Annotated in this window: 23 protein-coding genes; 10 read left to right on the top strand and 13 right to left on the bottom strand. The window is 62.0% G+C overall.

Annotated elements, in window-relative coordinates:
- Nucleotides 1-42: 42 nt before the first annotated feature.
- The gene (gene cml / locus NKH95_RS15055) at nt 43-1,239 is read right to left on the bottom strand and encodes a CmlA/FloR family chloramphenicol efflux MFS transporter (RefSeq protein WP_352891905.1); all 1,197 of its coding nucleotides are present in this window, start codon (nt 1,237-1,239) and stop codon (nt 43-45) included.
- A 231-nt stretch (nt 1,240-1,470) separates the two neighbouring features.
- Nucleotides 1,471-2,874, bottom strand: a complete 1,404-nt coding sequence (locus NKH95_RS15050) for an aminotransferase-like domain-containing protein (RefSeq protein ID WP_352891904.1) — start codon at nt 2,872-2,874, stop codon at nt 1,471-1,473.
- 104 nt (nt 2,875-2,978) lie between these two features.
- Here NKH95_RS15050 and NKH95_RS15045 point away from each other — a divergent pair, with 104 nt between their 5' ends.
- A complete protein-coding gene (locus tag NKH95_RS15045; protein WP_023812234.1) occupies nt 2,979-3,869 on the top strand; it encodes a DMT family transporter in 891 nt (296 codons plus the stop codon).
- A gap of 18 nt (nt 3,870-3,887) precedes the next feature.
- On the opposite strand, the gene NKH95_RS15040 is transcribed toward NKH95_RS15045, so the two are convergent.
- Together NKH95_RS15040 and NKH95_RS15035 are read right to left on the bottom strand one after the other, a co-directional pair.
- The gene (locus tag NKH95_RS15040) at nt 3,888-4,928 is read right to left on the bottom strand and encodes a zinc-dependent alcohol dehydrogenase family protein (RefSeq protein WP_023812233.1); all 1,041 of its coding nucleotides are present in this window, start codon (nt 4,926-4,928) and stop codon (nt 3,888-3,890) included.
- A gap of 98 nt (nt 4,929-5,026) precedes the next feature.
- A complete protein-coding gene (locus NKH95_RS15035) occupies nt 5,027-5,488 on the bottom strand; it encodes a winged helix-turn-helix transcriptional regulator (protein ID WP_352891901.1) in 462 nt (153 codons plus the stop codon).
- A 99-nt stretch (nt 5,489-5,587) separates the two neighbouring features.
- Between NKH95_RS15035 and NKH95_RS15030 the strand changes: the two genes are divergently transcribed.
- Nucleotides 5,588-6,829 carry an MFS transporter gene (locus NKH95_RS15030; RefSeq protein ID WP_128303994.1) on the top strand — a complete coding sequence of 414 codons (1,242 nt, stop codon included), beginning with the start codon at nt 5,588-5,590 and terminating at the stop codon, nt 6,827-6,829.
- Between the two features lie 2 nt (nt 6,830-6,831).
- Here the strand turns inward: NKH95_RS15030 and NKH95_RS15025 are convergent, their stop codons facing one another.
- From NKH95_RS15025 to NKH95_RS15015, 3 genes are read right to left on the bottom strand one after another with little or no spacing between them, the layout of a single operon-like run.
- Complete coding sequence (locus NKH95_RS15025) at nt 6,832-7,305, bottom strand: DUF4262 domain-containing protein (RefSeq protein WP_023812230.1); 474 nt, start codon at nt 7,303-7,305, stop codon at nt 6,832-6,834.
- Nucleotides 7,295-7,945, bottom strand: a complete 651-nt coding sequence (gene maiA, locus NKH95_RS15020) for a maleylacetoacetate isomerase (protein ID WP_128303996.1) — start codon at nt 7,943-7,945, stop codon at nt 7,295-7,297. Before maiA ends, NKH95_RS15025 begins: the two co-directional genes overlap by 11 nt.
- A gap of 4 nt (nt 7,946-7,949) precedes the next feature.
- A complete protein-coding gene (locus NKH95_RS15015) occupies nt 7,950-8,645 on the bottom strand; it encodes a fumarylacetoacetate hydrolase family protein (RefSeq protein ID WP_128303997.1) in 696 nt (231 codons plus the stop codon).
- Nucleotides 8,646-8,820: 175 nt separating this feature from the next.
- Here NKH95_RS15015 and NKH95_RS15010 point away from each other — a divergent pair, with 175 nt between their 5' ends.
- A complete protein-coding gene (locus NKH95_RS15010; RefSeq protein WP_023812226.1) occupies nt 8,821-9,504 on the top strand; it encodes a response regulator in 684 nt (227 codons plus the stop codon).
- Nucleotides 9,505-9,624: 120 nt separating this feature from the next.
- Here the strand turns inward: NKH95_RS15010 and NKH95_RS15005 are convergent, their stop codons facing one another.
- From NKH95_RS15005 to NKH95_RS14995, 3 genes are all read right to left on the bottom strand, one after another.
- Nucleotides 9,625-10,122 (bottom strand): hypothetical protein, encoded by a 498-nt coding sequence (locus NKH95_RS15005; protein ID WP_352891898.1) that lies wholly within the window; start codon nt 10,120-10,122, stop codon nt 9,625-9,627.
- Between the two features lie 489 nt (nt 10,123-10,611).
- On the bottom strand, nt 10,612-11,952 hold the full coding sequence (locus NKH95_RS15000; protein WP_023812224.1) for a hybrid sensor histidine kinase/response regulator: 1,341 nt from the start codon (nt 11,950-11,952) through the stop codon (nt 10,612-10,614).
- A gap of 14 nt (nt 11,953-11,966) precedes the next feature.
- A complete protein-coding gene (locus tag NKH95_RS14995) occupies nt 11,967-13,151 on the bottom strand; it encodes an FIST signal transduction protein (protein WP_050592709.1) in 1,185 nt (394 codons plus the stop codon).
- A gap of 264 nt (nt 13,152-13,415) precedes the next feature.
- Here NKH95_RS14995 and NKH95_RS14990 point away from each other — a divergent pair, with 264 nt between their 5' ends.
- The 6 genes from NKH95_RS14990 (at nt 13,416) to NKH95_RS33455 (ending at nt 20,424) form a co-directional block, all read left to right on the top strand.
- Nucleotides 13,416-13,913 (top strand): (2Fe-2S)-binding protein, encoded by a 498-nt coding sequence (locus tag NKH95_RS14990; RefSeq protein ID WP_023812222.1) that lies wholly within the window; start codon nt 13,416-13,418, stop codon nt 13,911-13,913.
- Between the two features lie 125 nt (nt 13,914-14,038).
- A complete protein-coding gene (locus tag NKH95_RS14985; RefSeq protein WP_023812221.1) occupies nt 14,039-16,387 on the top strand; it encodes a xanthine dehydrogenase family protein molybdopterin-binding subunit in 2,349 nt (782 codons plus the stop codon).
- Between the two features lie 90 nt (nt 16,388-16,477).
- On the top strand, nt 16,478-17,275 hold the full coding sequence (locus NKH95_RS14980; protein WP_023812220.1) for an FAD binding domain-containing protein: 798 nt from the start codon (nt 16,478-16,480) through the stop codon (nt 17,273-17,275).
- A 273-nt stretch (nt 17,276-17,548) separates the two neighbouring features.
- On the top strand, nt 17,549-18,571 hold the full coding sequence (locus tag NKH95_RS14975) for an acyltransferase family protein (protein WP_023812219.1): 1,023 nt from the start codon (nt 17,549-17,551) through the stop codon (nt 18,569-18,571).
- Between the two features lie 247 nt (nt 18,572-18,818).
- Nucleotides 18,819-20,198 carry an L-lactate MFS transporter gene (locus tag NKH95_RS14970; protein WP_128303999.1) on the top strand — a complete coding sequence of 460 codons (1,380 nt, stop codon included), beginning with the start codon at nt 18,819-18,821 and terminating at the stop codon, nt 20,196-20,198.
- 109 nt (nt 20,199-20,307) lie between these two features.
- The gene (locus tag NKH95_RS33455; protein ID WP_128304000.1) at nt 20,308-20,424 is read left to right on the top strand and encodes an MFS transporter small subunit; all 117 of its coding nucleotides are present in this window, start codon (nt 20,308-20,310) and stop codon (nt 20,422-20,424) included.
- Between the two features lie 28 nt (nt 20,425-20,452).
- Here NKH95_RS33455 and NKH95_RS14965 read toward each other — a convergent pair whose 3' ends face one another.
- The 3 genes from NKH95_RS14965 to NKH95_RS14955 form a co-directional block, all read right to left on the bottom strand.
- On the bottom strand, nt 20,453-20,950 hold the full coding sequence (locus NKH95_RS14965) for a GNAT family N-acetyltransferase (RefSeq protein ID WP_128304001.1): 498 nt from the start codon (nt 20,948-20,950) through the stop codon (nt 20,453-20,455).
- Nucleotides 20,947-21,705 (bottom strand): copper homeostasis protein CutC, encoded by a 759-nt coding sequence (locus NKH95_RS14960; RefSeq protein ID WP_352891896.1) that lies wholly within the window; start codon nt 21,703-21,705, stop codon nt 20,947-20,949. Before NKH95_RS14960 ends, NKH95_RS14965 begins: the two co-directional genes overlap by 4 nt.
- 98 nt (nt 21,706-21,803) lie before the next feature.
- Nucleotides 21,804-22,235, bottom strand: a complete 432-nt coding sequence (locus NKH95_RS14955; protein ID WP_023812214.1) for a cupin domain-containing protein — start codon at nt 22,233-22,235, stop codon at nt 21,804-21,806.
- Between the two features lie 284 nt (nt 22,236-22,519).
- On the opposite strand from NKH95_RS14955, the gene NKH95_RS14950 reads away from it, so the two are divergent.
- Nucleotides 22,520-23,008: an Hsp20 family protein gene (locus NKH95_RS14950; RefSeq protein WP_352891924.1), complete on the top strand. Its 489-nt coding sequence runs from the start codon at nt 22,520-22,522 to the stop codon at nt 23,006-23,008.
- The last annotated feature ends 2 nt before the right edge of the window (nt 23,009-23,010 follow it).

The raw sequence follows: 23,010 nt of genomic DNA, 5'->3' as shown, positions 1-23,010 counted from the left end.
GAGAAGCCTGCGCCAATCGCCCAGGCTTCTCATCCGTCCCGTTTATTCGGTTTGGCGTTTTCGCAAATATCTCAGCGCGCTCAGTGTGAGCGTCGCCATGACCGAACAGTAGCCCACCAATGGCCACGCCGTGTCTCCGCCGAGCACGATGACGAACAGCGTGCCGAGGGTGCCGACGACAAGACTCTGGATGCAGAAGTAGAGCGCGACGGCGGTTCCCGCGACATCGCCGAAGGCCTCGAGTGCGCCGTTCGCGGTGACCGAAACAGTGAAGACGATGCCCACGGCAATGATCCACATCGGGCCGACGAATGTCTCGAAGGACGGCGCCGCGAACAGTTGCCCGGCCGCCAGCAGAGCCGCGCCGAGCAGCAACATCGCCATGCCGCGCGCGACGCTGCCCGCGATGTCCCAGTGTGCAATGAACCTTTTGGCGAAGCGGGTGGTCACGATCATGACCAGTGCCGCGGTGGCAAAGGCAAGGCTGAAACCGAGTTGTGAAAAGCCGGCGCGATCCATGAGCACCCGTGGCGCTGTCGAAAAGAACACGAAGAAGGCGCCCATGGCGGCGCTGAAGCCGAGCGTATAGGTCCAGAAGGCTAAGCTGGAGAGAATGGGACGAAACGCCATTCGCCTGTCGTTGCCATTGATGGGCCGTGTTTCATGCCATCTCGGCCATGCGTTGAGGGTGGCGGCTACCGCCAGACCGCCGAGCGTCAGGAAGATCGCGCGCCAGCCGAGATTGTCGGCGATCAATGCACCGGCAACCGGCCCCAACGCCGGCACGAAGGCCAGCATCGAACTGAACAGGCCGTAGATGACGGCACTTTCAGGCCTCTGCGCATAAACGTCGCGAACCGTTGCAAAGGTCGCAACGAGAATGGCGGATGCACCGATGGCCTGCACGACCCGCAAGGCGACGAACACCATGGCCAGCGAGGTGCAGGCGAGCAGGACGGAAGCGCCTGCAAATAAAAGCGCGCCGCCGATCAGCACCGGACGCCTGCCGATCCTGTCGGAAATCGGGCCGAAGACGATTTGGCCGAGCCCAAGACAGATCATGTAGAGGCTCAGCGTCAGCTGGATGACATCAGGCGATGTCTTGAGGATTCCCGGCATCGCCGGGACGATCGGGAGGTAGATATCCATGGCCAGCGAGGCCAGGATGTCGAAGGGCGCCATCAGCACCATGGCTGCTGGCAGGGAAGTGGTCCATGTCGGGTTTTTTGGACAAGGCATGATTGAACATCCGCTCAAATGGCTACATTTGGCGGCGATCTGCCGTTCTCACTGAAAATGGGAAATGACGGGCCGCCGCAACAACGAACTGCTGTTGCGGCCTACTTGTCTGCTGACTTGCTGGTTCCCATAACCACTATCCCGGAAGATTGCGCGGACATTCTCTCGAGTGCGCTCGCGGTTCCCTAGCAGCCGAAGGTTGCCCAGGCAACAGGATCAGCTTAATGGGCATCAACGCGCCATCGCAGCTTCGATCACCGTGAAAATCCGCTCGTCCGTGCATTGGGCGACGTTGAAGCGCAGGAAGCGGCTGGCCGTTCCGGACAGGCTGAATGCGTTGCCGGGCGCCAGCACGATGTTGTCGGCCAAAGCGCGGCGGGCCACTTCAGCCGCATCGACGCCATCCGGCAGGCTGCACCACAGGAACAGGCCGGCCGGCTGGTCGATCCAGGGTGAGATACCGATCGCCTTCAGACGAACGCTGGTCTCGCCCATGGCGCGGGCAAGCTTCGCGCGCAGCAAATCCATATGCTTGCGGTAGCTGCCGTCCTTGAGCAGCGTCAGCACCAGTTCGGCCGCGAGCCGGCCGCCGCCGAAGGTGGTGGCGATCTTGAGGTCGGTCAGGGGCTCGATCCAGTCGCGCGGTGCAGCGATGAAGCCGCAGCGAACCGACGCCGAAAGCGTTTTGGAGAAGCTGCCGATGTGGACAACGCGGTTGAGACCATCGAACGCCGCCAGCCTCGGGGCGGGCGCATGTTCGAAATCGGCGAAGATGTCGTCTTCGACGATGGTCAGATCCGATTGCTCGGCGAGCTTGAGCAGCCGATGGGCGGTGACTGGCGACAGCACCGCGCCGGTCGGGTTGTGGATGGCGGAATTGGTGATGTAGAGGCGCGGCCGGTGCTCGGCCAACGCTTGCGCGAACAGATCGATATCCGGCCCCGACGGCGTGTAGGGGACACTGACGACCTTGGCCCGGTGGGCGCGCAACAGAGCGTGGAAGTTGAAGTAGCAGGGGTCGTCGACCAGCACGGTGTCGCCGGGCTCGATCAGGAACCGGCACAACAGGTCGATGGCCTGCGTGCCTGATTCCGTCAGCATGATCTGCCCGGGAGAGGCCTCGATGCCGTGCCCGGCCATACGCCGCGCCAGCAATTGCCGCAGCGGTGGCAGGCCGAGCGGCGTGCCGTAATCGACCAGTGCGATATCGTCGGCACGCGCTACCGTGCGCAGTGCCCGGCGCAGACCTGCCTGCGGCATCCACGAGGCCGGCAGCCAGCCGCAGCCGGGTTTCAGCATGTCGTCGCCGGCCTCCAGGGACTGGCGTGAGATCCAGAGGGGGTCGACCGCGCGGTCGAGGCGAGGACCAATCTCGGCCAGCGACAGCGGCGCCAGCGATCCGGCGGCATAGAATCCGGAGCCCGGCCGCGAGCGGATCGCACCTTCGGCGGCGAGCCGCTCATAGGCTTCGACCACGGTGGATTTGGACACTCGCATGGATTTGGCAAAGGTGCGGATCGACGGCAATTGCGCTCCCGGCGTCAGGCTGCGCGCCGCGATCCGCTGGCGGATCGTCGCCATGACGCCTTCGACCAGCGTTCCGCTGCTCTCGCTTCCTGTTGTCTGTTTGTCCATCCGTACTGCTCTTCTAAGCATGACAGTTGTGTGTAATTGTACCGCATTGTCTCTGGCGATACTACCGGCTCCGCGCGATACGGAGCCGACAAACGGAGCATACGATGGACAAGACCGCGAGCGGCTGGATGAATGGATTCATCGGCGTGTTGATCTTCAGCGGCTCGCTGCCGGCAACGCGCGTGGCGGTCAGGGATTTCGATCCGACATTCCTGACTTCGGCCCGAGCGGCGATTGCCGGACTGCTTGGCCTGGCACTGCTGCTCCTGTTTCGGCAAAAGCGTCCGGAGCGCGGCGACCTGCTGTCGCTGGTGATCGTCGCGCTTGGCGTGGTGGTCGGCTTTCCCTTGCTGACCGCACTGGCGCTCAAGCACGTCACCACGGCCCATTCCATCATCTTCGTCGGCCTGCTGCCGCTGGCCACTGCGATTTTCGGCGTGCTGCGCGGCGGCGATCGGCCGCGCCCGGCGTTCTGGCTGTTTTCATGCATCGGCAGCGCGCTGGTCGCGGGTTTTGCCCTGACGCAGGGCGTGACGGCCTCGCCGGTGGGTGATGGTTTGATGCTGGCCGCCATCATCGCCTGCGGTCTGGGCTATGCCGAGGGTGCCGCGCTGTCACGCAAGCTTGGCGGCTGGCAAGTGATCTGCTGGGCGCTGGTGCTGTCGCTGCCGATCATGCTGGTGCTGACGCTGATGACCATGCCGCCGTCGTTCGACGGCGTCGGCGTCAGTGCGTGGATAGGGCTTGCCTATGTCTCGCTGTTCAGCATGCTGATCGGCTTCGTGTTCTGGTATCGCGGGCTGGCGCAAGGCGGCATCGCCGCGGTCGGGCAGTTGCAGCTGCTGCAGCCATTTTTCGGACTGGCACTGGCAGCGACGCTGCTGCACGAGCAGGTCAGCCCGCTGATGGTGGTCGTCACGCTTGGCGTCGTGCTTTGCGTCGTCGGCGCCAAGCGATTCGCGAAGCAGGAATTGCCACGACGCGCGATCGCCTGACGACGGTACCGTCCTCGCCTAAAACTTCGTGACCACCCCAATACCAATGCCCTCGAAGCCGCCCATCGCCATCAGGGCCGCGGGCGCCTCGTCGAGGCTGATCCTCTTGCCGACCAGCAGTTCGGGCTTCAGCTTGCCGTTGCGGATCATGTCCATCATCGCCTGGTAGCGGTAGGCCTGCATGCCGTGGCTGCCGAGGATTTCGAGTTCAAAGGCGATCACCTTGTCCATCGGCACCTGCGGCCGGGCATGCTCGCCCAGCATCAGGCCGACCTGCACATGGCGGCCGCGCCGGCGCAGATTGGATATCGAATTGAACGAGGTGGTGGGGTGGCCGAGCGCGTCCATCGACATGTGCGCGCCGCCATTGGTGATCTGCTTGACCGCCTTGACCACGTTCGGTGTCGTGGATGCATTGATGGTGGCGACGGCGCCGATCTTTTTGGCGAAATCCAGTTTCTCGTCGGTGAGATCGATGGCGATGACATTGGCGCCCATTGAACTGGCGATCATGATCGCCGACAGGCCGACGCCGCCGCAGCCATGCACCGCGACCCATTCGCCCGGCTTCACCCGGCCCTGGTCGACGATGGCTCGAAACGAGGTGACGAAGCGGCAGCCGAGGCTGGCGGCGGTGGCGAATTCCATCTCGTCGGGCAAGCGCACGAGATTGGTATCGGCGTGTTCGATGGCGACATATTCGGCGAACGAGCCCCAGCCGGTGAAGCCAGGCTGTGTCTGGTGTTCGCAGACCTGGTGATTGCCCGAATTGCACTCGAAGCAGCGGCCGCAGCCGACGGCGAACGGCACGGTGACGCGCTCGCCGGCTTTCCAGCGGGTGACCTGCTTGCCGGCGGCAACAACGACGCCGGCCAGCTCGTGGCCCGGCACATGCGGCAGCGTGATGCCGTCGTCATGACCCATCCAGCCATGCCAGTCGCTGCGGCACAGACCGGTCGCCTCGACCTTGATGACGACGCCATCAGCGGCCGGCTTCGGATCAGGAACGGTCTGGATCCTCGGCGCTTCGCCGAATTTCTCGAAGACGACGGCTTTCATCGGTCACTCCACCCTCTGTGCTGCAGGAAACGATAGCCGATTCCCTGTCTGGTCGAGCAGAAATCGATTCCGCCTGGCCTGTTGGCAGGCAGCAGCTCTTAACCGGTTCCGCGGTTGCGAAAGTCGGCAAGCCGGGTTTCGCCGGGGGCAAGCTGCCGCCCGTCCTCGGCATGTACTTCCAGTCGCTTGATCGGCCGGCTGGTGAGATTGTCGACCATGAAGGTATAGGGTTCGCCCGGTCCGGCGAAGTAGGTCTCGCCCCATTGCCGCAGGGCAACCAGGACATAGAACAGGCCGCGTCCCTTTTGCGTCAGCGCATATTCATGATGCGCGCTGCCGTCGGGCGCCGGGACCGTTTCGAGGATGCCATGCGCGACAAGATTGCGCAGCCGCGACGACAGGATGTTCTTGGCGACGCCGAGGCTCTTCTGGAATTCGCCGAAGCGCCGCAAGCCGTCGAAGGCGTCACGCACGATGAGCAGCGACCACCAGTCGCCAATCGCGTCCAGTGGTCGCGCTATGAAGCAATCCGCTTCGTGGTGGCTCGTTCGTTTCACCATGGCAGTCGTTGGTCCAATGCTCTAATTTCGGTTGCAACATAAAACTGTTCCGCCTATCCAGCAAGAGGTTTCAAGTTGAAACCTTTTGTGGAGAGAGACATGAACATGCAGGTGGCGAACAGCGGTGCAACAAGCCTCGAGCAATCCGATGGGCCGCATCGGGTGGCGCCGCCGCCTACGGGATTGTCACGATTGACCGCGCTGATCTTCGCCATCGCCTGCGGCCTGAGCGTCGCCAATATCTATTTCGCTCATCCGCTGCTCGACGCCATAGCGCATGATTTTGCAATCGCGCCGGCCTCGGTCGGCATCGTGGTGACGGTCACGCAGATCGGCTATGGGCTCGGCCTGTTCTTCATCGTGCCGCTGGGCGACCTGTTCGATCGCCGCAAGCTGATTGCCGGGCAGGCGATTCTGTCTGCCGTGGCGCTGGTGGCGGTCGGGATCGCGCCCAACGCGGCGATGCTGCTGGCGAGCCTCGCGGTCGTCGGGCTGCTGGCGGTGGTGGTGCAGGTGCTGGTCGCCTTCGCTGCGGACCTCGCTGTAGCATCGGAGCGGGGGCGGGCGGTCGGCACCGTCACCAGCGGCGTCATCCTGGGCATCCTGCTTGCCCGCTTCGCTTCGGGGGTCGTCGCCGATTTCGCCGGCTGGCGCTGGGTTTATCTTGTCTCGGCCATGTTGACGCTCGTCATGGCGATGGTTCTCTACCTGATCCTGCCGCGCCACGAGGCGGAGCGGCCACGCACATCCTATCCACGCCTGCTCGCTTCGGTGCTGCTGCTGTTCGCGCAGGAGCCGCTGCTGCGCGTGCGGGCGGTGCTGGCCATGCTGATCTTCGCCAGCTTCAACGTGCTGTGGGCGCCGCTGGTACTGCCGTTGAGCGTCGCGCCATTTTCACTTTCGCATACCGAGATCGGGCTTTTCGGCCTTGCGGGCGTCGCCGGCGCGCTCGGTGCGCGCTGGACCGGCGGCCTCGTCGATCGTGGATGCGGCCAGTTGGTCACCGGCCTCAGCCTGCTGCTGATGATGGCGGCCTGGCTGCCGATCGCCTTCATGGGCATGTCTCTGTGGTTGCTCGTCGCCGGCATAGTCATGCTGGATCTGGCGATCCAGGCCGTCCACGTCACCAACCAGAGCCTGATCTTCGCCCGGCGGCCGGATGCGCGCAGCCGACTGGTTGGCGGCTACATGATCTTCTACTCGGTCGGCAGCGCCCTGGGCTCCATCGCCTCGACCATGGCTTATGGTGCAATGGGCTGGAATGGCGTCTGTGTGCTTGGCGCCGGCATCGGCCTGTTGGCGCTGCTGTTCTGGGCGTTGACGCTGCGCGTCGGCAGATAAGCCTATGGCCACGGCGCGGTGTCGAGAAGCGGCTGCCAGGCTCGGAACCAGTCGCTCGCCTCGGCCTGCCACGGCCAGATGCCGTCCACAGTGGGATAGATCAGCTGGAGAACACCGAAATCCAGGCCGTCGTAGAACCAGAGGTCCCAGCCGAAATGCTCGCGATAGTGTTCGATATGAACGGCGCCGAATTGACAGTCGAAACCTTCGATAAAACCGGACGATCGCTGCCCTGGTTGGAAAACCTCGCCGGAGCGGACGCGGCTGCAATACTCGTTGATGATGAACTGGGAGATTTCCGGCTTCAGGCCGATCACGATGAGTTCCGGCGCCTTGAAGTTGTGCTCTATTCCAACCGAATAGGTGAAAGGCGGATCGTCGCCTTCCTCCAGCACATGCAAGATGTGGCAGCCATAAGCCTCTATATCGGCCAGCGCCTTGGCTTCACCTGGGTCGGTGGCTTTTCTACTCGGCATCGATCTGGTTCCGGGGCGCGGCTTTCTGGAAGGCCGGCAGCGCCATGCAGGCGGCATTGATGCGCGCGATCGTCGGGTAGGGGGTCAAGTCGACGCCGAAGCGGGCGTTGCTGGCAATCTGCGCGGCGAGGCAGATGTCGGCCAAGCCCGGCGCGTCGCCATGGCAGAATGTACCCCTCTCCGCCGCCGACGCCATGATCTTTTCAAGCGGCTGAAAGCCCTCGTTCACCCAATGGCGGAACCAGTTGGCGATGTCTTCGTCGCCGGCGCCGAACAGCGTGCGCAGCGAGGTCAGCACGCGCAGATTGTTCACCGGGTGGATGTCGCAGGCGATCATCTGCGCCAGCATTCTCACGCGTGCCCGGCCGGCCGGGTCCTTCGGCAGCAGCGGTGGTTCCGGGCTGGTCTCGTCGAGGAATTCGATGATCGCCAGCGATTGCGTCAGCAGCGTGCCGTCGCCGAGCACCAGCGCCGGCACCAACCCTTGCGGATTCACCGCGAGATAGGCGGGCTCCAGATGCTCGCCATGGCGCAGATGATGCGGGACGTAGTCGTAGCTCAGCCCCTTCATCTCCAGCGCGATCCGCACCCGATAGGAGGTGGAGGAGCGGTAGTAATTGTGCAGGACGAGTTCGCTCATGGCCTCACTTCGGCTGGCCGATGGTCACTTCGATGGTCCCGATGCCGTCCACGCCGCCGGTCATCGTGTCGCCGGGGCCAACCGCGCCGACGCCTGCCGGCGTACCGGTGAAGATCAGGTCGCCGGGCTCGAGCTCCATCGCCTCGCTGCAGATCGACACGATATCCGATATCGGCCAGATCAGTTCAGCGAGGTCGGCATCCTGCCTGACCTTGCCGTTGACGGCGAGCCAGATGCGGCCCTTCCGTGGGTGGCCGGATTCCTGCGCTTGCACCAGCGGGCCGCAAGGCGCGGAGCGGTCGAAGGCCTTCGACCAGTCCCACGGACGGGCGGCCTTCTTGGCCTCGTCCTGCAGATCGCGGCGAGTGAGGTCGATGCCGACGCCGTAGCCCCAGACGTGGTCCAGCGCCTTGTCGCGGGCAATGCGGAAGCCGGCTTTGCCGATCGCAGCCACCAATTCGATCTCGTGGTGTAGATCGGCCGTCAGCGGCGGGTAGGGGATAGCGGTGCCGGAATCGACCACCGCGTCGGCCGGCTTGGTAAAGAAGAAGGGCGGATCACGCTCGTCATTGCCGAATTCGCGGGCATGCGCCGCGTAGTTGCGGCCGACGCAGTAGATACGGCGCACCGCGAAACGATCGGACGAGCCCGCAATGGCCACCGATGCGGTTGCGGGCAAGGGAAGGACGAATTCTGTCATGTGGGTCTCTGCTTGGTTGCCGGAACATTCGACCGATTTGGGGGCCTGGACAAGGCGATTTGGTCGAGAAAGTGCCGGCGGCACTTTCCGCCGGAGATGGCGATATACTATTTGGCAATAATCTGGCCATGCTGACGAGGCTATTCTAATCGCCCACGAACTGAAATGAACCCCTATGACCGCAACCCACGATCGCGCCCGGTTCCTGATCATCGACGATCACCCGCTGTTTCGCGAGGCGCTGCACAGCGCCGTGCAGATGGCCTACCCGGAAGTCGACACCGTGGAGGCGCGCTCGATCACCGAGGCGCTGGACCTTCTGGCCGGCGCCAAGCCGTTCGATCTCGCGCTGCTCGACCTCAACATGCCCGACGTGCATGGCTTTGAAGGCCTGCTGCAGCTCCGGACCCGCTATCCGCGCCTGCCGGTGGTCATCGTCTCGGGCTATGAGGAGCCGAAGATCATTTCCGAGGCGCTGTCCTATGGTGTCGCCGGCTTTATCCCGAAATCGGCGCGCAAGAGCGACCTCGCCGCCGCCATACGCTCGGTGATGGAAGGCGCGATCTATGTGCCGGAAACTTATGAAGGCCGCACACCCGACGCTGAAAGCGTCGACCGCGCCGACATGGTGCAGCGCCTGTCGACGCTGACGCCCCAGCAACTGCGCGTGCTGCAGATGCTGCGCCAGGGCCTGCTCAACAAGCAGATCGCCTACGAGCTGCAGGTGGGAGAGACCACCGTGAAAGCGCATGTCTCGGAGATATTGCGCAAGCTCAATGTCTACAGCCGCACGCAGGCGGTGATCGAGGTTTCGAAGCTGGACAATGCGGAGCTGTTTCGGGATCAGGCTGGGTTTTGAGGCTCGCCGTCCCTCATCCAAGTAGGGTTGTCACCACCACGCTCAACACTGGCTGGGCGAACGTGGTAAAAGTGCACTGTCACCGTAATTCGAAAATCGCAACAATTTCGGCCTCTACATCTATTGGTACAGTAGCTCATCCCTCGCCGCATATGCAGCCATCGTTTCTCTAAATAGTCTTATCATACCAAACGCGCCGATAACCATTTGAGCAGCGCCTCGCCTTCCTTTCAGTTTCTCCATTAATATATCCCTCTTCGCAAGAATGTGGCCTTGAGATGCAGCGCTTTTTAGAAATATTTCAGCATCCGGATCAGTCGGTTCATTTTTCTGTATCAAGCGATAGCACCAGTAGGCGGCGGACGGGTTCCGGGTGGAGATTTTTTTAAACAGCTCTAAAGATTCAATATTGTCGCCAATTCTTTGTTTCAACCCAGCAATTCTATAAGTTGCCATTTCGATTCCGCCACTTTCTGCAATCGAATAGTAACTTACCGCCAGATCATCATCGTGACAATCGGTATTACTGTCATAAACTATCCCCAGAGAATACGCCGCCGCCGCTTTCTTGCTCTCATAGTTCATTGCGTCTAAGAGAATTGATATTGCTTTCTCCACTTCACCCTGTGGAGGGCTTCCTTGGCTTGAACTAAATGCGTGTCGTCATCGGACATAGGTAGCTCCTCTTTCAATCATCACCTTTGCGCTATCAAATGCGTTGACAGTATGCACTATGGGCCGGGAGGACATATTAAGAGTGCACTGTCACCGTAATTGCCGGATCTCACAGTCGCGCCTGGACGATGCCCCTCATAATCACGGCACCGCGTCAGCGCGCATGAGCGTTACCTTCCTTATCCCATCTGCCGTGCCGCTTTTTATGGGGACGCCAAAATTATCAAGCACGTCCTTGCGACTGGATGAAAAGGAATGTCCAAGAGGTCTCGATCCAAATTGTCAAACTACTGCGTGCGGATACGTAATGTATGCGGACTTCCGGAAGATCATCGTCAACTTTTTTTCGGAATTTCCAATATTTAAACGGTGGCGATCTCAAAAGTGACGCCTCCGTCTTTCCAAGTAGTTAAGCATCGAATTGGTTATTGTCTAAGCCAGCAAATGTGCCAGCAGCGCCCTTAGCTGTGCCGGCTTCAGCGGCTTGCGCATCAGTTCGATGCCGCCGGAGCGGGCGGCTTTGGCGACCGCTTCCGAACTGTCGGCGGTGACGATCAGCGCCGGCACGGCGCGGCCGAGATAATCGCGGACTTCGGCGATGGTCGTGGTGCCGAGATCGCCGCCGTCGAGATGCTGGTCGGCAATGACGATGTCGGGCACCCAGTCGGTGTCGCCAAGCATGTCGAGCGCATCGTCGGTCGAGGTCGCGGCCCGCACCAGGCATTGCCAGCGTTCGAGCAGGAAGGTCATGGCCTGCAGCACTTCGATATCGTTCTCGACCAGCAGCACCTTGGTGCCGAACAGGCCATAGCCGCGCGGCCGTTCCATATCGGCAACGCTAGCGATGGCATCGGCTGGCGCACCGATGCCGACGGGAACATCGATGTGGAAGATCGTGCCGCGTCCGACCTTCGACGAGAATGTCACGGGATGGCCGAGCGCGCTGGCCATGCGGCGCACGATGGCAAGCCCGAGCCCGAGACCGCCACCGTCCAGTTCGGCATTGGCCGGCGAGGTGCCGCGATGGAACTCCTCGAATACCGCCTCGCGCTGGTCGTCGGGAATGCCGCAGCCCGTATCGGCGACGTCGATGCGGATGGTGTCGCCGCGATGTCTGGTGCCGACAAGCACGCCGCCCGAGCGTGTATAGCCCAGCGCGTTGGAAAGAATGTTCTGCAGGATGCGGCGCAGCAGCGTGCGGTCGGAGCGGACCACCGCATGGACCGGCCGGAATTTCAGCGACAGGCCTTTCATCTCCGCCACCGGCAGGAAATCCGAGCGAAGCGACGAGAACAGCGCCTCCAGGCTGACATCGCTTATGTCGGGCTGCACCACGCCGGCATCGAGCTTGGAGATGTCGAGCAGGGTTCGCAGCAGGTCCTCCATCGTTTCCAGCGAGCGCTCGACCTGCCGCACCAGTTTCTTGCCCTCGTCACTGGTCTGAACTTCGGCGAGCGCCGAAACCGAGAGATGGGCCGCGTTCAGCGGCTGCAGCACGTCGTGGCTGGCAGCGGCGAGGAAACGGGTTTTCGACAGGTTCGCCAGTTCGGCGTTTTCCTTGGCGGCGCTGAGGTCGATGTTCGACTGCTCCAGCCGGCGCAAGGTCGAGTGCAGTTCCTCGGTGCGGGTGCGCACCCGGTTTTCCAGCGAAATCGCGGTCTGGAACAGCGAAAAGGCGTTGCCTTGCTGGTCCATAGAGCGCTCGACGCGGCTGACCAGTGCCGCGTTGATCTTCTTCAGCTTTTCAAGATCGTTTATGTCCCTCAGCGGCATCTTGTTGCGCCGTCCTATTCCGCCGCCTGGCGCTCGCCGAAGGCGATGCCGGTAAAAGTCTGATTCAGATGCATCGACCGGTACTGTTCGCCATAGGTGCCGAAGCCGATGACATTGTTGACCCGGTAGAGTTCCGAAATCTCGCGAAACACCTGCCGATTGCGCGCGTCGAGCCGGCGCAGCACGCAGTCGAAGCCGAGGATCATGTCGATGCCGCCAAGCCTCTCCTCGACATCGCGCAGGGCGGCGCGCGTCGATTCGACCATGTCCTTTGGTTGGGCGATCGACAGCACGACGCCATCGTCTATGGCGCAGAAGAACGACAGCGAGCCGTCGGCATGCATCTTCTGGATCGATCGGCAATAATATTGGCCGCCCACCTTCACCACCACGGGATGCGAGGCGAAGCTCAGTGGCGTCAGCATCTGCGCGACGATGCCGACGGACGCGGCATATTCCTGCGCTGCATTGGTGGCGTTGAATTCGCGCACGATGCGGTGATCGGGATCGGAAGCCGTCACCACCAGTTTTTCATCGGTGGGAACGAAGTTGTCGGTCTTGAAGACATGGAAGGGAATTTCGGTCGATATCAGCACGATGATGGCGCTGTCGGAGGTGACCTTGCCGTTCGAGATCAGGCGCGTCGTCTCGAATTTCAGATCGTCGCCGGCGGAGCCGCCAAGCAGCGGTATGTCATCGAGGCCCCAGTGGATGGCTGAACTCACCGCTTCTTCGGCATAAGAGAGCCCGTCGATGAAGCAGAGCGCGAAAGTGCCTTTGGTCCGATCGCAACCGAGGCGCGCGCGCAGCGATCGCCGCAGGGTCTCCACCTCGCCGGTGATCCTGTCCATACCCGACGAGGACAGATTTTCGACCATCACGCTAACGGCGGTGAACGCGGTGGACGGAAGCAGCATGGCCAGCACATGACCATCCTCGAGACCTTGCGGCGTGATCTCGCCGGCAGTCGAACAGCCGGCGTGGTGGAGCGCCGGTGCGTGGGTCATGAGCGCCTGGGAAAGGGCGCTGGCTTCGACTAGGCTCTGGGAAAAGAACAGCAGGGCAAAGCCTGCGTCGATGGCGGCTGCTTCCAGTGCGATCGCCTTGGCGAACGCCTCCATGTCGGGCTCGTCCGTGGTGAGCGCCGACAGGCCGCATGCATAGCGCGTCTGTGAATTGGCCAGCGATGTTCTCCGCATTTCCTCCGACGCTTTTTTGTGCGCGGCTGTTTTTAAATGCTTCTGGCGCGCGGGCGTCGACCGACATTGTTGCCTTCAATCGGCGGTTTGGCAATGGGGCCACCGGCACCGCATGTTTGGGCGCGGCCATGACCGAAAGTACAATGTTCCGCGTTTGCGACGTGCTGTTTTTTGTCCGATGTGCGGTGTACGAATAATGCACCACCGAAGCGCGAATACCGCGTCGGCAGCGTGGATACCAAGGTTGATACCCAGGGAGGGACCATGTCGGACGTTTCGTTGATGGTGAACGGAAAGCGGGTCAGCGGTGCTGCCGAGGACCGAACACTTCTGGTTCACTTCCTACGGGAAAATCTCGGTCTTACCGGCACGCATGTCGGTTGCGACACCTCGCAATGCGGTGCCTGCGTCGTCCACGTTGATGGCAAGGCGGTCAAATCCTGTACGATGCTTGCGGTGCAGGCCTCCGGCTCCACCGTGTTGACGATCGAGGGCCTGGCCAATGGCGCCGACCTGCATCCGGTGCAGGCCGCCTTCAAGGAACATCACGGGCTGCAGTGCGGCTTCTGCACGCCGGGCATGATCATGACGGCGACCGACATGATCAGCCGCCACCCCGAAGGGCTCGACGAGGCGACGGTGCGCGCCGAGCTCGACGGCAACATCTGCCGCTGTACCGGCTACCACAACATCGTCAAGGCGATCCTCGCCGCATCGACGACGATGAAGGGGTCGAAGGGTAAGGCGAAACAAGCTGCTTAGGCAAGGGAATAAGGGAGTAGGGCAGTAGGGGAGTAGGGCAAAAAGGCCAACGCAACGAGGCCTCTTTTTCCCTACTCCCTTACTCCCCTACTGCCCTACTCCCATAAATTCCGGAGGAATTTCTGATGGGCATTGAAGGTGTTGGCGCTCGGGTCGCGCGCAAGGAAGACAAACGGTTCATCACGGGCGCCGGCCGCTATGTCGACGACATGGTGGTTCCCGGCATGAAGCACGCCGCGTTCGTGCGCAGTCCGCACGCGCATGCGCAGATCAAGAAGATCGATGTGAAGAAGGCCCAGGGCATGCCCGGGGTCATCGGCGTGCTGACCGGCAAGGAACTCAAGGCCGACGGCATCGGCAATCTCATCTGTGGCTGGATGATCCACTCCAAGGACGGCTCGCCGATGAAGATGGGGGCATGGTCGCCACTGGCGTTCGACCGGGTCCGTTATGTCGGCGACGCCGTCGTCATCGTCGTCGCCGAGACCAAGGGGCAGGCGCGTGATGCCGCCGAGGCGGTCGAGATCACCTACAAGGAGTTGAAGGCCGTCGTCGATGCCTCCAAGGCGATGGACAAGGGTGCGCCGCAGATCCACCCCGAAGCCGACAACAATCTGATCTTCGACTGGGACATCGGCAATGCCGACGACACCGCGGCGGCCTTCGGGAAGGCGGCCCATGTCGTCAAGATGGACATCATCAACAACCGGCTGGTGCCCAACGCCATGGAGCCGCGCGCCGCACTTGGCCATTACGACAAGGCCGAGGATCACTATACCTGCTGGACGACCTCGCAGAATCCGCATGTGGCGCGGCTGGTGATGAGCGCCTTCTACAATGTCGCGCCGGAAAACAAGCTGCGCGTGATCGCGCCCGATGTCGGCGGCGGCTTCGGCTCGAAGATCTACATCTATCCCGAAGAGATCGTCTGCCTGTGGGCGTCAAAGAAGACCGGCGTGCCGGTCAAATGGGTGGCCGACCGGACCGAAAGTTTTCTGACCGACGCGCATGGCCGCGACCATCACACCCATGCTGAAATGGCCTTCGACAAGGACCACAGGATCCTCGGCCTGAAGGTGGAAACCCAAGCCAATCTTGGCGCCTATATGTCGCTGTTTTCATCGGCGACGCCGACCTATCTCTATGCGACGCTGCTGTCGGGCCAGTACAACATCCCGGCCATCCACGCCAATGTGAAGGCGATCTACACCAACACCGCGCCCGTCGATGCCTATCGCGGGGCGGGGCGGCCGGAAGCGACCTTCGTCATGGAGCGCATGATGGAGACGGCGGCCCGCCAGTTCGGCGTTTCGCCGGCTGAGCTGCGGCGCAAGAACTTCGTCACAGCGTTTCCGCATCAGACGCCGGTCATCATGTGCTATGACGCCGGCGACTATGCCGCTTCGCTCGATGCGGCAATGCAGGCGTCGGATTATGCCGGCTTCGCCAAGCGCAAGGCCGCCGCCGCCAACAAGGGGTTGCTGCGCGGCATCGGCATGAGCTGCTACATCGAGGCCTGCGGCATCGCGCCGTCTGCGGCCGTCGGCTCGCTCGGCGCCGGTGTCGGCCTTTGGGAATCGGCGGAAGTGCGCGTCAACGCGGTCGGTACGATCGAGGTGCTGACCGGCTCTCACAGCCACGGCCAGGGCCATGAGACGACCTTCGCGCAACTGGTCAATGAGCGCTTCGGCGTGCCGCTCGATTCGGTCTCGATCGTCCATGGCGACACCGACAAGGTGCAGATGGGCATGGGCACCTATGGCTCGCGCTCGGGTGCGGTCGGCATGTCGGCCATCGTCAAGGCGCTCGACAAGGTCGAGGCCAAGGCCAAGAAGATCGCGGCGCACCTGCTCGAGGCCGACGAAGGCGACATCATCATCGAGAACGGCGCGCTGAAGGTGGCCGGCACCGACAAGAACGTGCCGTGGTTCCAGATGGCGCTGGCCGCCTACACTGCCCACAACCTGCCGGGCGGCATGGAGCCCGGGCTCAAGGAGACGGCGTTCTACGATCCGTCGAATTTCACCTTCCCGGCGGGCTGCTATATCTGCGAGGTTGAGGTCGACCCGGAAACCGGCGTCACCGAGATCGTCCAGTTCGTCGCCGCTGACGATTTCGGCAACATCATCAACCCGATGATCGTCGAGGGCCAGGTGCATGGCGGGCTGGCGCAAGGCATTGGCCAGGCACTGCTCGAAGGCGCCTATTACGACAACAGCGGACAATTGCTGACCGCGAGCTACATGGATTACACCATGCCGCGCGCCGGCGATCTGCCGTCGTTCAAGGTCTCGACCTCGAACACGCCTTGCCCGGGCAATCCGTTGGGGATCAAGGGCTGCGGCGAGGCCGGCGCCATCGGCTCACCGCCGGCGGTGATCAACGCCATCACCGATGCCATCGGCAGCAACGATCTTGCCATGCCGGCTTCGCCGTCCACCGTGTGGGCCGCGATCCGCGCGACGAAACATTGAACGCGAATGGCGAATAGGGAGTAGCGAATAGGGGGAGAACGCGATGTTCGCTACTTCCTGTTCGCTCTTTCACCCAGGGGAGAAAGACAAATGTACGCAGTCAACTATCACCGCGCCGCCTCGGTCGCCGATGCCGCCAAGCTGATCAAGACCGGCGACGCCAAGCTGCTTTCGGGCGGCATGACGCTGATCCCGGCGATGAAGACGCGGCTTGCCGCGCCGTCCGACCTTGTCGACCTGTCGCGGATCACGGAGCTGCAGGGCGTCACGGTGTCGGGCAAGACCGTCGCCATCGGCGCCGCCACCACGCATCACGCTGTTGCCAATGACGAGAAGCTGAAGAAGGTCTGTCCGGCGCTTTCTCATCTGGCATCGCTGATCGGTGATCCGGCGGTGCGCCACAAGGGGACGATCGGCGGCTCGATCGCCAACAACGATCCGGCGGCCGATTATCCGGCGGCGCTGCTGGCGCTGGGCGCCACCATCATCACCAACAAGCGCCAGATATCAGCCGACAAATTCTTCAAAGGCCTGTTCGAAACGTCGTTGAAGGATGGCGAAATCGTCACCGCCGTCACCTTCACCGCGCCGGCCAAGGCGGCCTATGAAAAATTCCGCAATCCGGCATCGCGCTACGCCATCGTCGGCGTGTTCGTGGCCAAGGGCAAGGATGGCGTCAGCGTCGCCGTCACCGGTGCCGGCGACGACGGCGTTTTTCGTTCGAAGGAGATCGAGGCAGCATTGGCCGGGAACTTCGCGGCCTCGGCACTCGAAGGGGTAAAAGTGCCGGCGAAGAATTTGATGACCGACATCCATGCCTCGGCCGACTATCGCGCCAATCTGATCGCGGTGATGGCCAAGCGCGCGGTGGCTGCCGCCAACGCCTGATACGGTCAGTTGTGAACACGGGAGAAGGGGTCATGCGGCCCCTTTTCCTTTTTGGGACGACCTGTAGTTGTCCAATTTTGATGGAATCGCCCCCCGCACCAATCGTTTGCCTGAGCAATTTCTTCCGCCGACACTTCACCTGGAACTGCACCGGCGGCAATCTCGCACTTGCACAAATCCATATTGCACTGCAATATGGATTTGGGCGGGAATGCGAGCTGGGTTCGAAATGTACCGTCGTACCCTTCGCATACCTATTGCGAGAGGATCGGCATGACCGACATTTCCGCGACGCATGTCGTTCCGTCCCGATCCGCCGCCGACAGATCAACCAGAACAAGACTGGCCTATCTCGACGGCTGGCGCGGCCTTTCGATCGCGCTGGTGCTGATCGGCCATTTCTTTCCGGTTCCGGGAATCAATCTTGGCGTGCTGGGCGTCGAATTCTTCTTCGTGCTCAGCGGCCGGCTGATGGGCGAGATCCTGTTCATCGAACGCTACCCGCTGAAAAAATTCTTCAAACGCCGCTTCTCCCGCATCTATCCAGCTCTTCTGGTCTTCGTAGTCGTCGCGATGATCGCGCTGGCCGGCACGTTCATCGCCTTCAAATGGAAGGCGGCGCTGACGGCGCTGACATTCACCTACAACTATGCCGGCATTCTCCTGACGCGGGCAGGGGCGCTCGACCATATCTGGTCGCTCTGCATCGAGGAGCACGCCTACATCATCCTGGCGCTGATCAGCGTCATCGTCTCAAGTCGCTCTCGCGTGGTCGTGCTGCTCCTGGCGCTGGCCTTGCTGGCCATGGCCAATGGCGCGGTTTCGTACTGGGTCTTCGGGATGGACTACGAAACCACTTATTGGCGCACCGACGTGCACATCGCGTCGATCCTGCTGTCGGCTTCGATCTGCCTGCTCAAGGCCGATGGCAGGCTGCCTGCGTTTTTGAGAGGCAAGCATGTGGCCCTGGTGGCAACGTTCTGTGCCGTTGTCCTGTTCCTGGATCAGGTGCCGACGCCGATCCACTATCTCTTCGCGGTGCCGCTGCTGGCGCTGGCCGTCAACGCACTCGATTTCAGCCCACGGTATTTTTCCGGATTGCTGTCCTCCTGGCCGATGGCGACGCTGGGCCTGTGGTCGTACTCGCTCTATCTGTGGCAGCAGCCGTTCTACAAATTCGTCTATGAACAAGGCAGCGCGCCGATCCCGATGCTGGCCGGCGTTTTTGCCTGCGCGCTCTGCAGCTACTACCTCATCGAGCGCCCGGCGCGCGAATGGCTCAACCGCAACTGGTGAATGCCGTCGTGCCCGGCCAGATGATCGCGAGTGCAGGTGGAGTGGATCGCGCTTCATAAGCAGACAATCAATTAATTATCTCTAATATAATTTTTTGGAAAGTAATGACCTGCTTTCGATATAGGCCAGTCTCATTAGACATTGGTCTTATGACGGGCATTCCTTATTGCCTCACCGGCTCACCCTCCTAGTTTGTTCGCAGGACACATCTGAGAAGATGGTTCGAAGACGCATCTGGGAGGATGGAATGGACACGACCGGGGAGAGGGCGGGCGGCTGGCTCGACCGCTCACGCACCGTCGCCGAACCTGGCTTCAGCAGGTGGATGGTGCCGCCAGCGGCGCTCTGCATACACCTTTGCATCGGCCAGGCCTATGCGTTCAGCGTTTTCAACCTGCCGATGTCGAAGTTGGTCGGCATCACCGACTCGGCGCCCGACGACTGGAAGCTGACCGGCCTTGGCTGGATTTTCTCGATCGCGATCCTGTTCCTGGGCATTGCGGCGGCGTTCGGCGGCGGCTGGCTGGATCGTGTCGGGCCGCGCAAAGCCATGGTCGCTTCTGCCTGCTGTTTCGGTGGCGGCTTCATTGTCTCGGCGCTCGGCGTCTATCTGCACCAGTTGTGGATCATCTATCTCGGCTACGGCGTGCTGGGCGGCATCGGTCTCGGCCTCGGCTACATCTCGCCGGTCAAGACGCTGATCACCTGGTTTCCGGACCGGCCGGGCATGGCAACCGGCATGGCGATCATGGGCTTCGGCGGCGGCGCCTTCATCGCCTCGCCGCTGTCGGTTTATCTGATGAAGCTGTTTTCGACGCCTGAGCATATCGGCGTCGCTGAAACCTTCCTCGTGCTGGGCATCGTCTATTTCGTCTTCATGCTGATTGGGGCTGTTATCGTCAGGGTGCCGCCGGAGGGCTGGCGGCCCGCCGGATGGGCGCCGCCAGCGGCACAGAATGCGATGGTGACGACGTCCAATGTCCATCTCGACGATGCGTTGAAGACGCCGCAGTTCTGGCTGCTATGGGGTGTGCTGTGCCTCAACGTGACGGCAGGCATCGGCGTGCTCGGGCAAGCCTCGGCCATGAGCCAGGAGATGTTCCCGGGACGCATCTCGCCGGCCGCTGCCGCCGGTTTCGTCGGCCTGTTGTCGATCTTTAACATGCTCGGCCGCTTCTTCTGGGCCTCGACCAGCGATTATATCGGCCGCAAGACAACCTATGCCATCTTCTTCGCGCTGGGCGTCGTCCTCTATGCGGCGGTGCCTTGGACCGGCCAGACCGGCAGCGTCTTCCTGTTCGTGCTGTTCTACGGGATCATCCTCAGCATGTATGGCGGCGGCTTCGCCACCATTCCCGCCTACCTGCGCGACGTCTTCGGCGTGCGTTACGTCGGCGCCATCCACGGCCGATTGCTGACCGCGTGGTCGGTGGCGGGCGTGCTTGGCCCGGTGCTGGTGAATTATATCAGGCAGTACCAGATCGACAGCGGCGTGGCGAAGGCCGACGCCTACACGGTCACCATGTACATCATGGCCGGCCTGCTGGTCATCGGCCTCCTGCTCAACCTGATGATGCGGCCGATCAATGCGCGCTTCCACATGAAGACCGAACCAGCGGTGGCTTAGAGCCAGTTCCATCCCGATAGAATCGGGATGGGCTCTATCGTATTGTTTGAGCATGATCTTTTCCGAAACCGGAGCCCAATTTCGGGATCATGCTCTGAGGAGACCGACCATGGCGCAAGACAACGGCAATTCGATCAAACTGACGCTGGCCTGGCTGCTGGTCGGCATCCCGTTGGTCTGGGGGTTCTGGATGACGCTGGTGAGTGCGACAGCCTTGTTCCAGTAGCCCTGTCTTCAGTTCGATCCGCCTGGCCTCAGACGGAGGTTCGTCTGATGTAATAGCGGACCGCTTTCTTGCCGCCATGGATGACGGCGTCGCCGGCCTCAGTGAAGCCAAGGGCGGCGTGAAAGGCATCCGAGGCGGGGTTCGGCGGGTCGGTGTTGACTTCGCAGGTGACCAGATTGTAGCCGGCGCGCTCAACATGGCCGAACAGATCCTGATAGAGGCGGCGGGCATGGCCGCGGCCGCGCGCATGCGCCGCCACGACGACGCGGTCGACATAGACGAACCGCTCATAGCGCTCGCGGAACCACAGGAAATTCGGGCTGTCGTAGCGGGCGTCCTGGTCGAAGGTCATGATGAAGGCTTCGAGATTGCCGATGCGGCGCGCATAGAATGCTTCGCCAAGCAGGAAGGACAGCCGCTCAGCCTCCAGCCACGACAGTTCGGCGGCATGCTCGTTGTTGAGCGCCAGGATCGCCGCTTCGTCTGCGGCCGCTACACGGGCTATCGGGACAGGGGTCGAGGTCATGCCTTCGCCGCCGCGATCGTTGCCGCCACCAGTGGTGTGTCGGTGAGCGTGTTACGATACTCGCGATCGAGATCGGAGCCACCCATGCCGACATGGGGATTGCGGTAGTCCATGGCACTCGGCACATCCTTGAGGGCGGCAAAATGCATTTCGGACAGGCCGGTCTTGCTGCGCACTTCGGCAATGTTGTGCAAATCCAGGCCGCCGCAGCCGAGAATGACGATGCGGTCACCGGCCTGCCGCACCAGATCCGCCAACAGCGGCAAGCCTTCGACGGCAGTGTCACGCTGGCCGCTGGTCAGCACGCGGCCGACCTTGCTGCGGATCAGCGATTCGAGCGCCTCGGCCGGATCGCGCGTCATGTCGAAGGCGCGATGGCAGGTGACGTTCAAGGGGCCAGCGGCTTGTGTCAGTTCGCTCATGCGCGCCTCATCCATGGTGCCATCGGCGTTCAGGCAGCCAAACACCACGCCGGGCACGCCGAGTTCGCGCAGTGCCGAGACATCGGCCAGCATCGAGGCGTATTCGGTCTCACTGTAGAGAAAATCGCCGCCGCGCGGCCGCACCATGACGTGAAACGGCACGCTTGCCTGCTCGATGGCGGCGCGGACCGTGCCGAGGCTCGGCGTGATGCCGCCTTCGATGAGGCTGGCGCATAATTCGACCCGGTCGGCGCCAGCGGCTCGCGCCGCGAGCAGGCCGTCAATGCCTTCGACACAGATTTCGATCAGCGGCAGGCGGAGAGCTTTGGTCAAGGGGCGATCCAGTCCATGATTTCCCGGCCAGCCCTAGCACCGGGCCGGCTGCTGCGAAAGCGCGAACAGCCTTCCGCCTTCGGGCACAGACTTCGCGGTTATTGGCGCAATTCCGTATTCTTGGCGCCTTGCTCGACCTGATCGATCACCAGAAGCTTCACCTCGACATCACCGATATTGGTGGCCTGATGCCACTGGCCGATCATTTCGATGATGAAATCGCCAGCCTTGTAGGTGTTGCTGATGCCGGTCTCGACATTGGTGACCTTCAGCGTGCCGGCCTGGACATAGGCGTAGCGCGGAAAGGGGTGCCTGTGGACCGGCAAGGTCGCGCCCGACGCGATGTCGTAGCTCGAGACCAGCACCTGCACGTTCTTCTGCGGCAGCGTGATCGGCTGGCCGGACGCGGTCGTCGTGCGCGACGCAAGAGGGGTCACGACGACAGGCGTGCCGCTGCTGTCCAGCGCGTGGGCCGGGTTCGCGGAAAAGGCCACCGCGAGCAGCAGTCCGGACATCAAAATTTTTCGCATGATTCGCTCCACCCCGCCGCCAACATCGCGCAGTGACCGCCAGCACGCAAGGCAGCGCCTTGGGCACCCGCTTCAGCGGACCTCGTACGGTGTGGCGGAATTCCCCGCCGAAGAGCATGGCTCGCTGGATCTGCCTGCCGGCCAGAAAATTTTTTACGCCCCTCTTGACGGAAAAAAACACGATTACCAGATCGTTTTCCGTCGAGGCTTCGGCTCGACATATTGGCGTCGCAGCGGCGCTGCGACAGCCTCGTAACCCATGTTGCTTCACGGAGGATATGGCTATGAGAAGCTTTGATTATACCCCTCTTTACCGCACAACGGTCGGCTTCGACCGTCTCTTCGATATGCTCGAGAAAAGCGGGCGCTCCGACTGGCCTCCCTACAATATCGAGAAGATTGGCGAGAACGACTATCGCATTACGATGGCTATCGCCGGCTTCGCTCTCGATGAAGTCGAACTCATACAGAACGGCCCCGAATTGTCTGTCATCGGCCAAAGGAAACCCGACCAGGAAAATCGGGAGGTCCTTCATCGCGGCTTGGCGACGGGCAACTTCAAGCAGGTGTTCAAACTTGCCGATCACGTAAAGGTCAAGGCGGCCAACCTCGAGAATGGCTTGCTGTCGGTGGACCTGATCCGCGAAGTGCCCAAGGAACTCAAGCCTCGGCGCATTGAGATAGGGTCCGAAGCCAAGGCGGTTTCGCTCGAGCAACCCGGCAAGAAGCAGTTGATCGATTCCGATGCGGAGCCTCAGCGCGAGGTCGCCTGATT

The organism is Mesorhizobium sp. M0848, assembly GCF_040319805.1.
In the GTDB taxonomy this organism is placed as follows: domain Bacteria; phylum Pseudomonadota; class Alphaproteobacteria; order Rhizobiales; family Rhizobiaceae; genus Mesorhizobium.
This window is presented reverse-complemented; position numbering and strand designations above follow the sequence as displayed.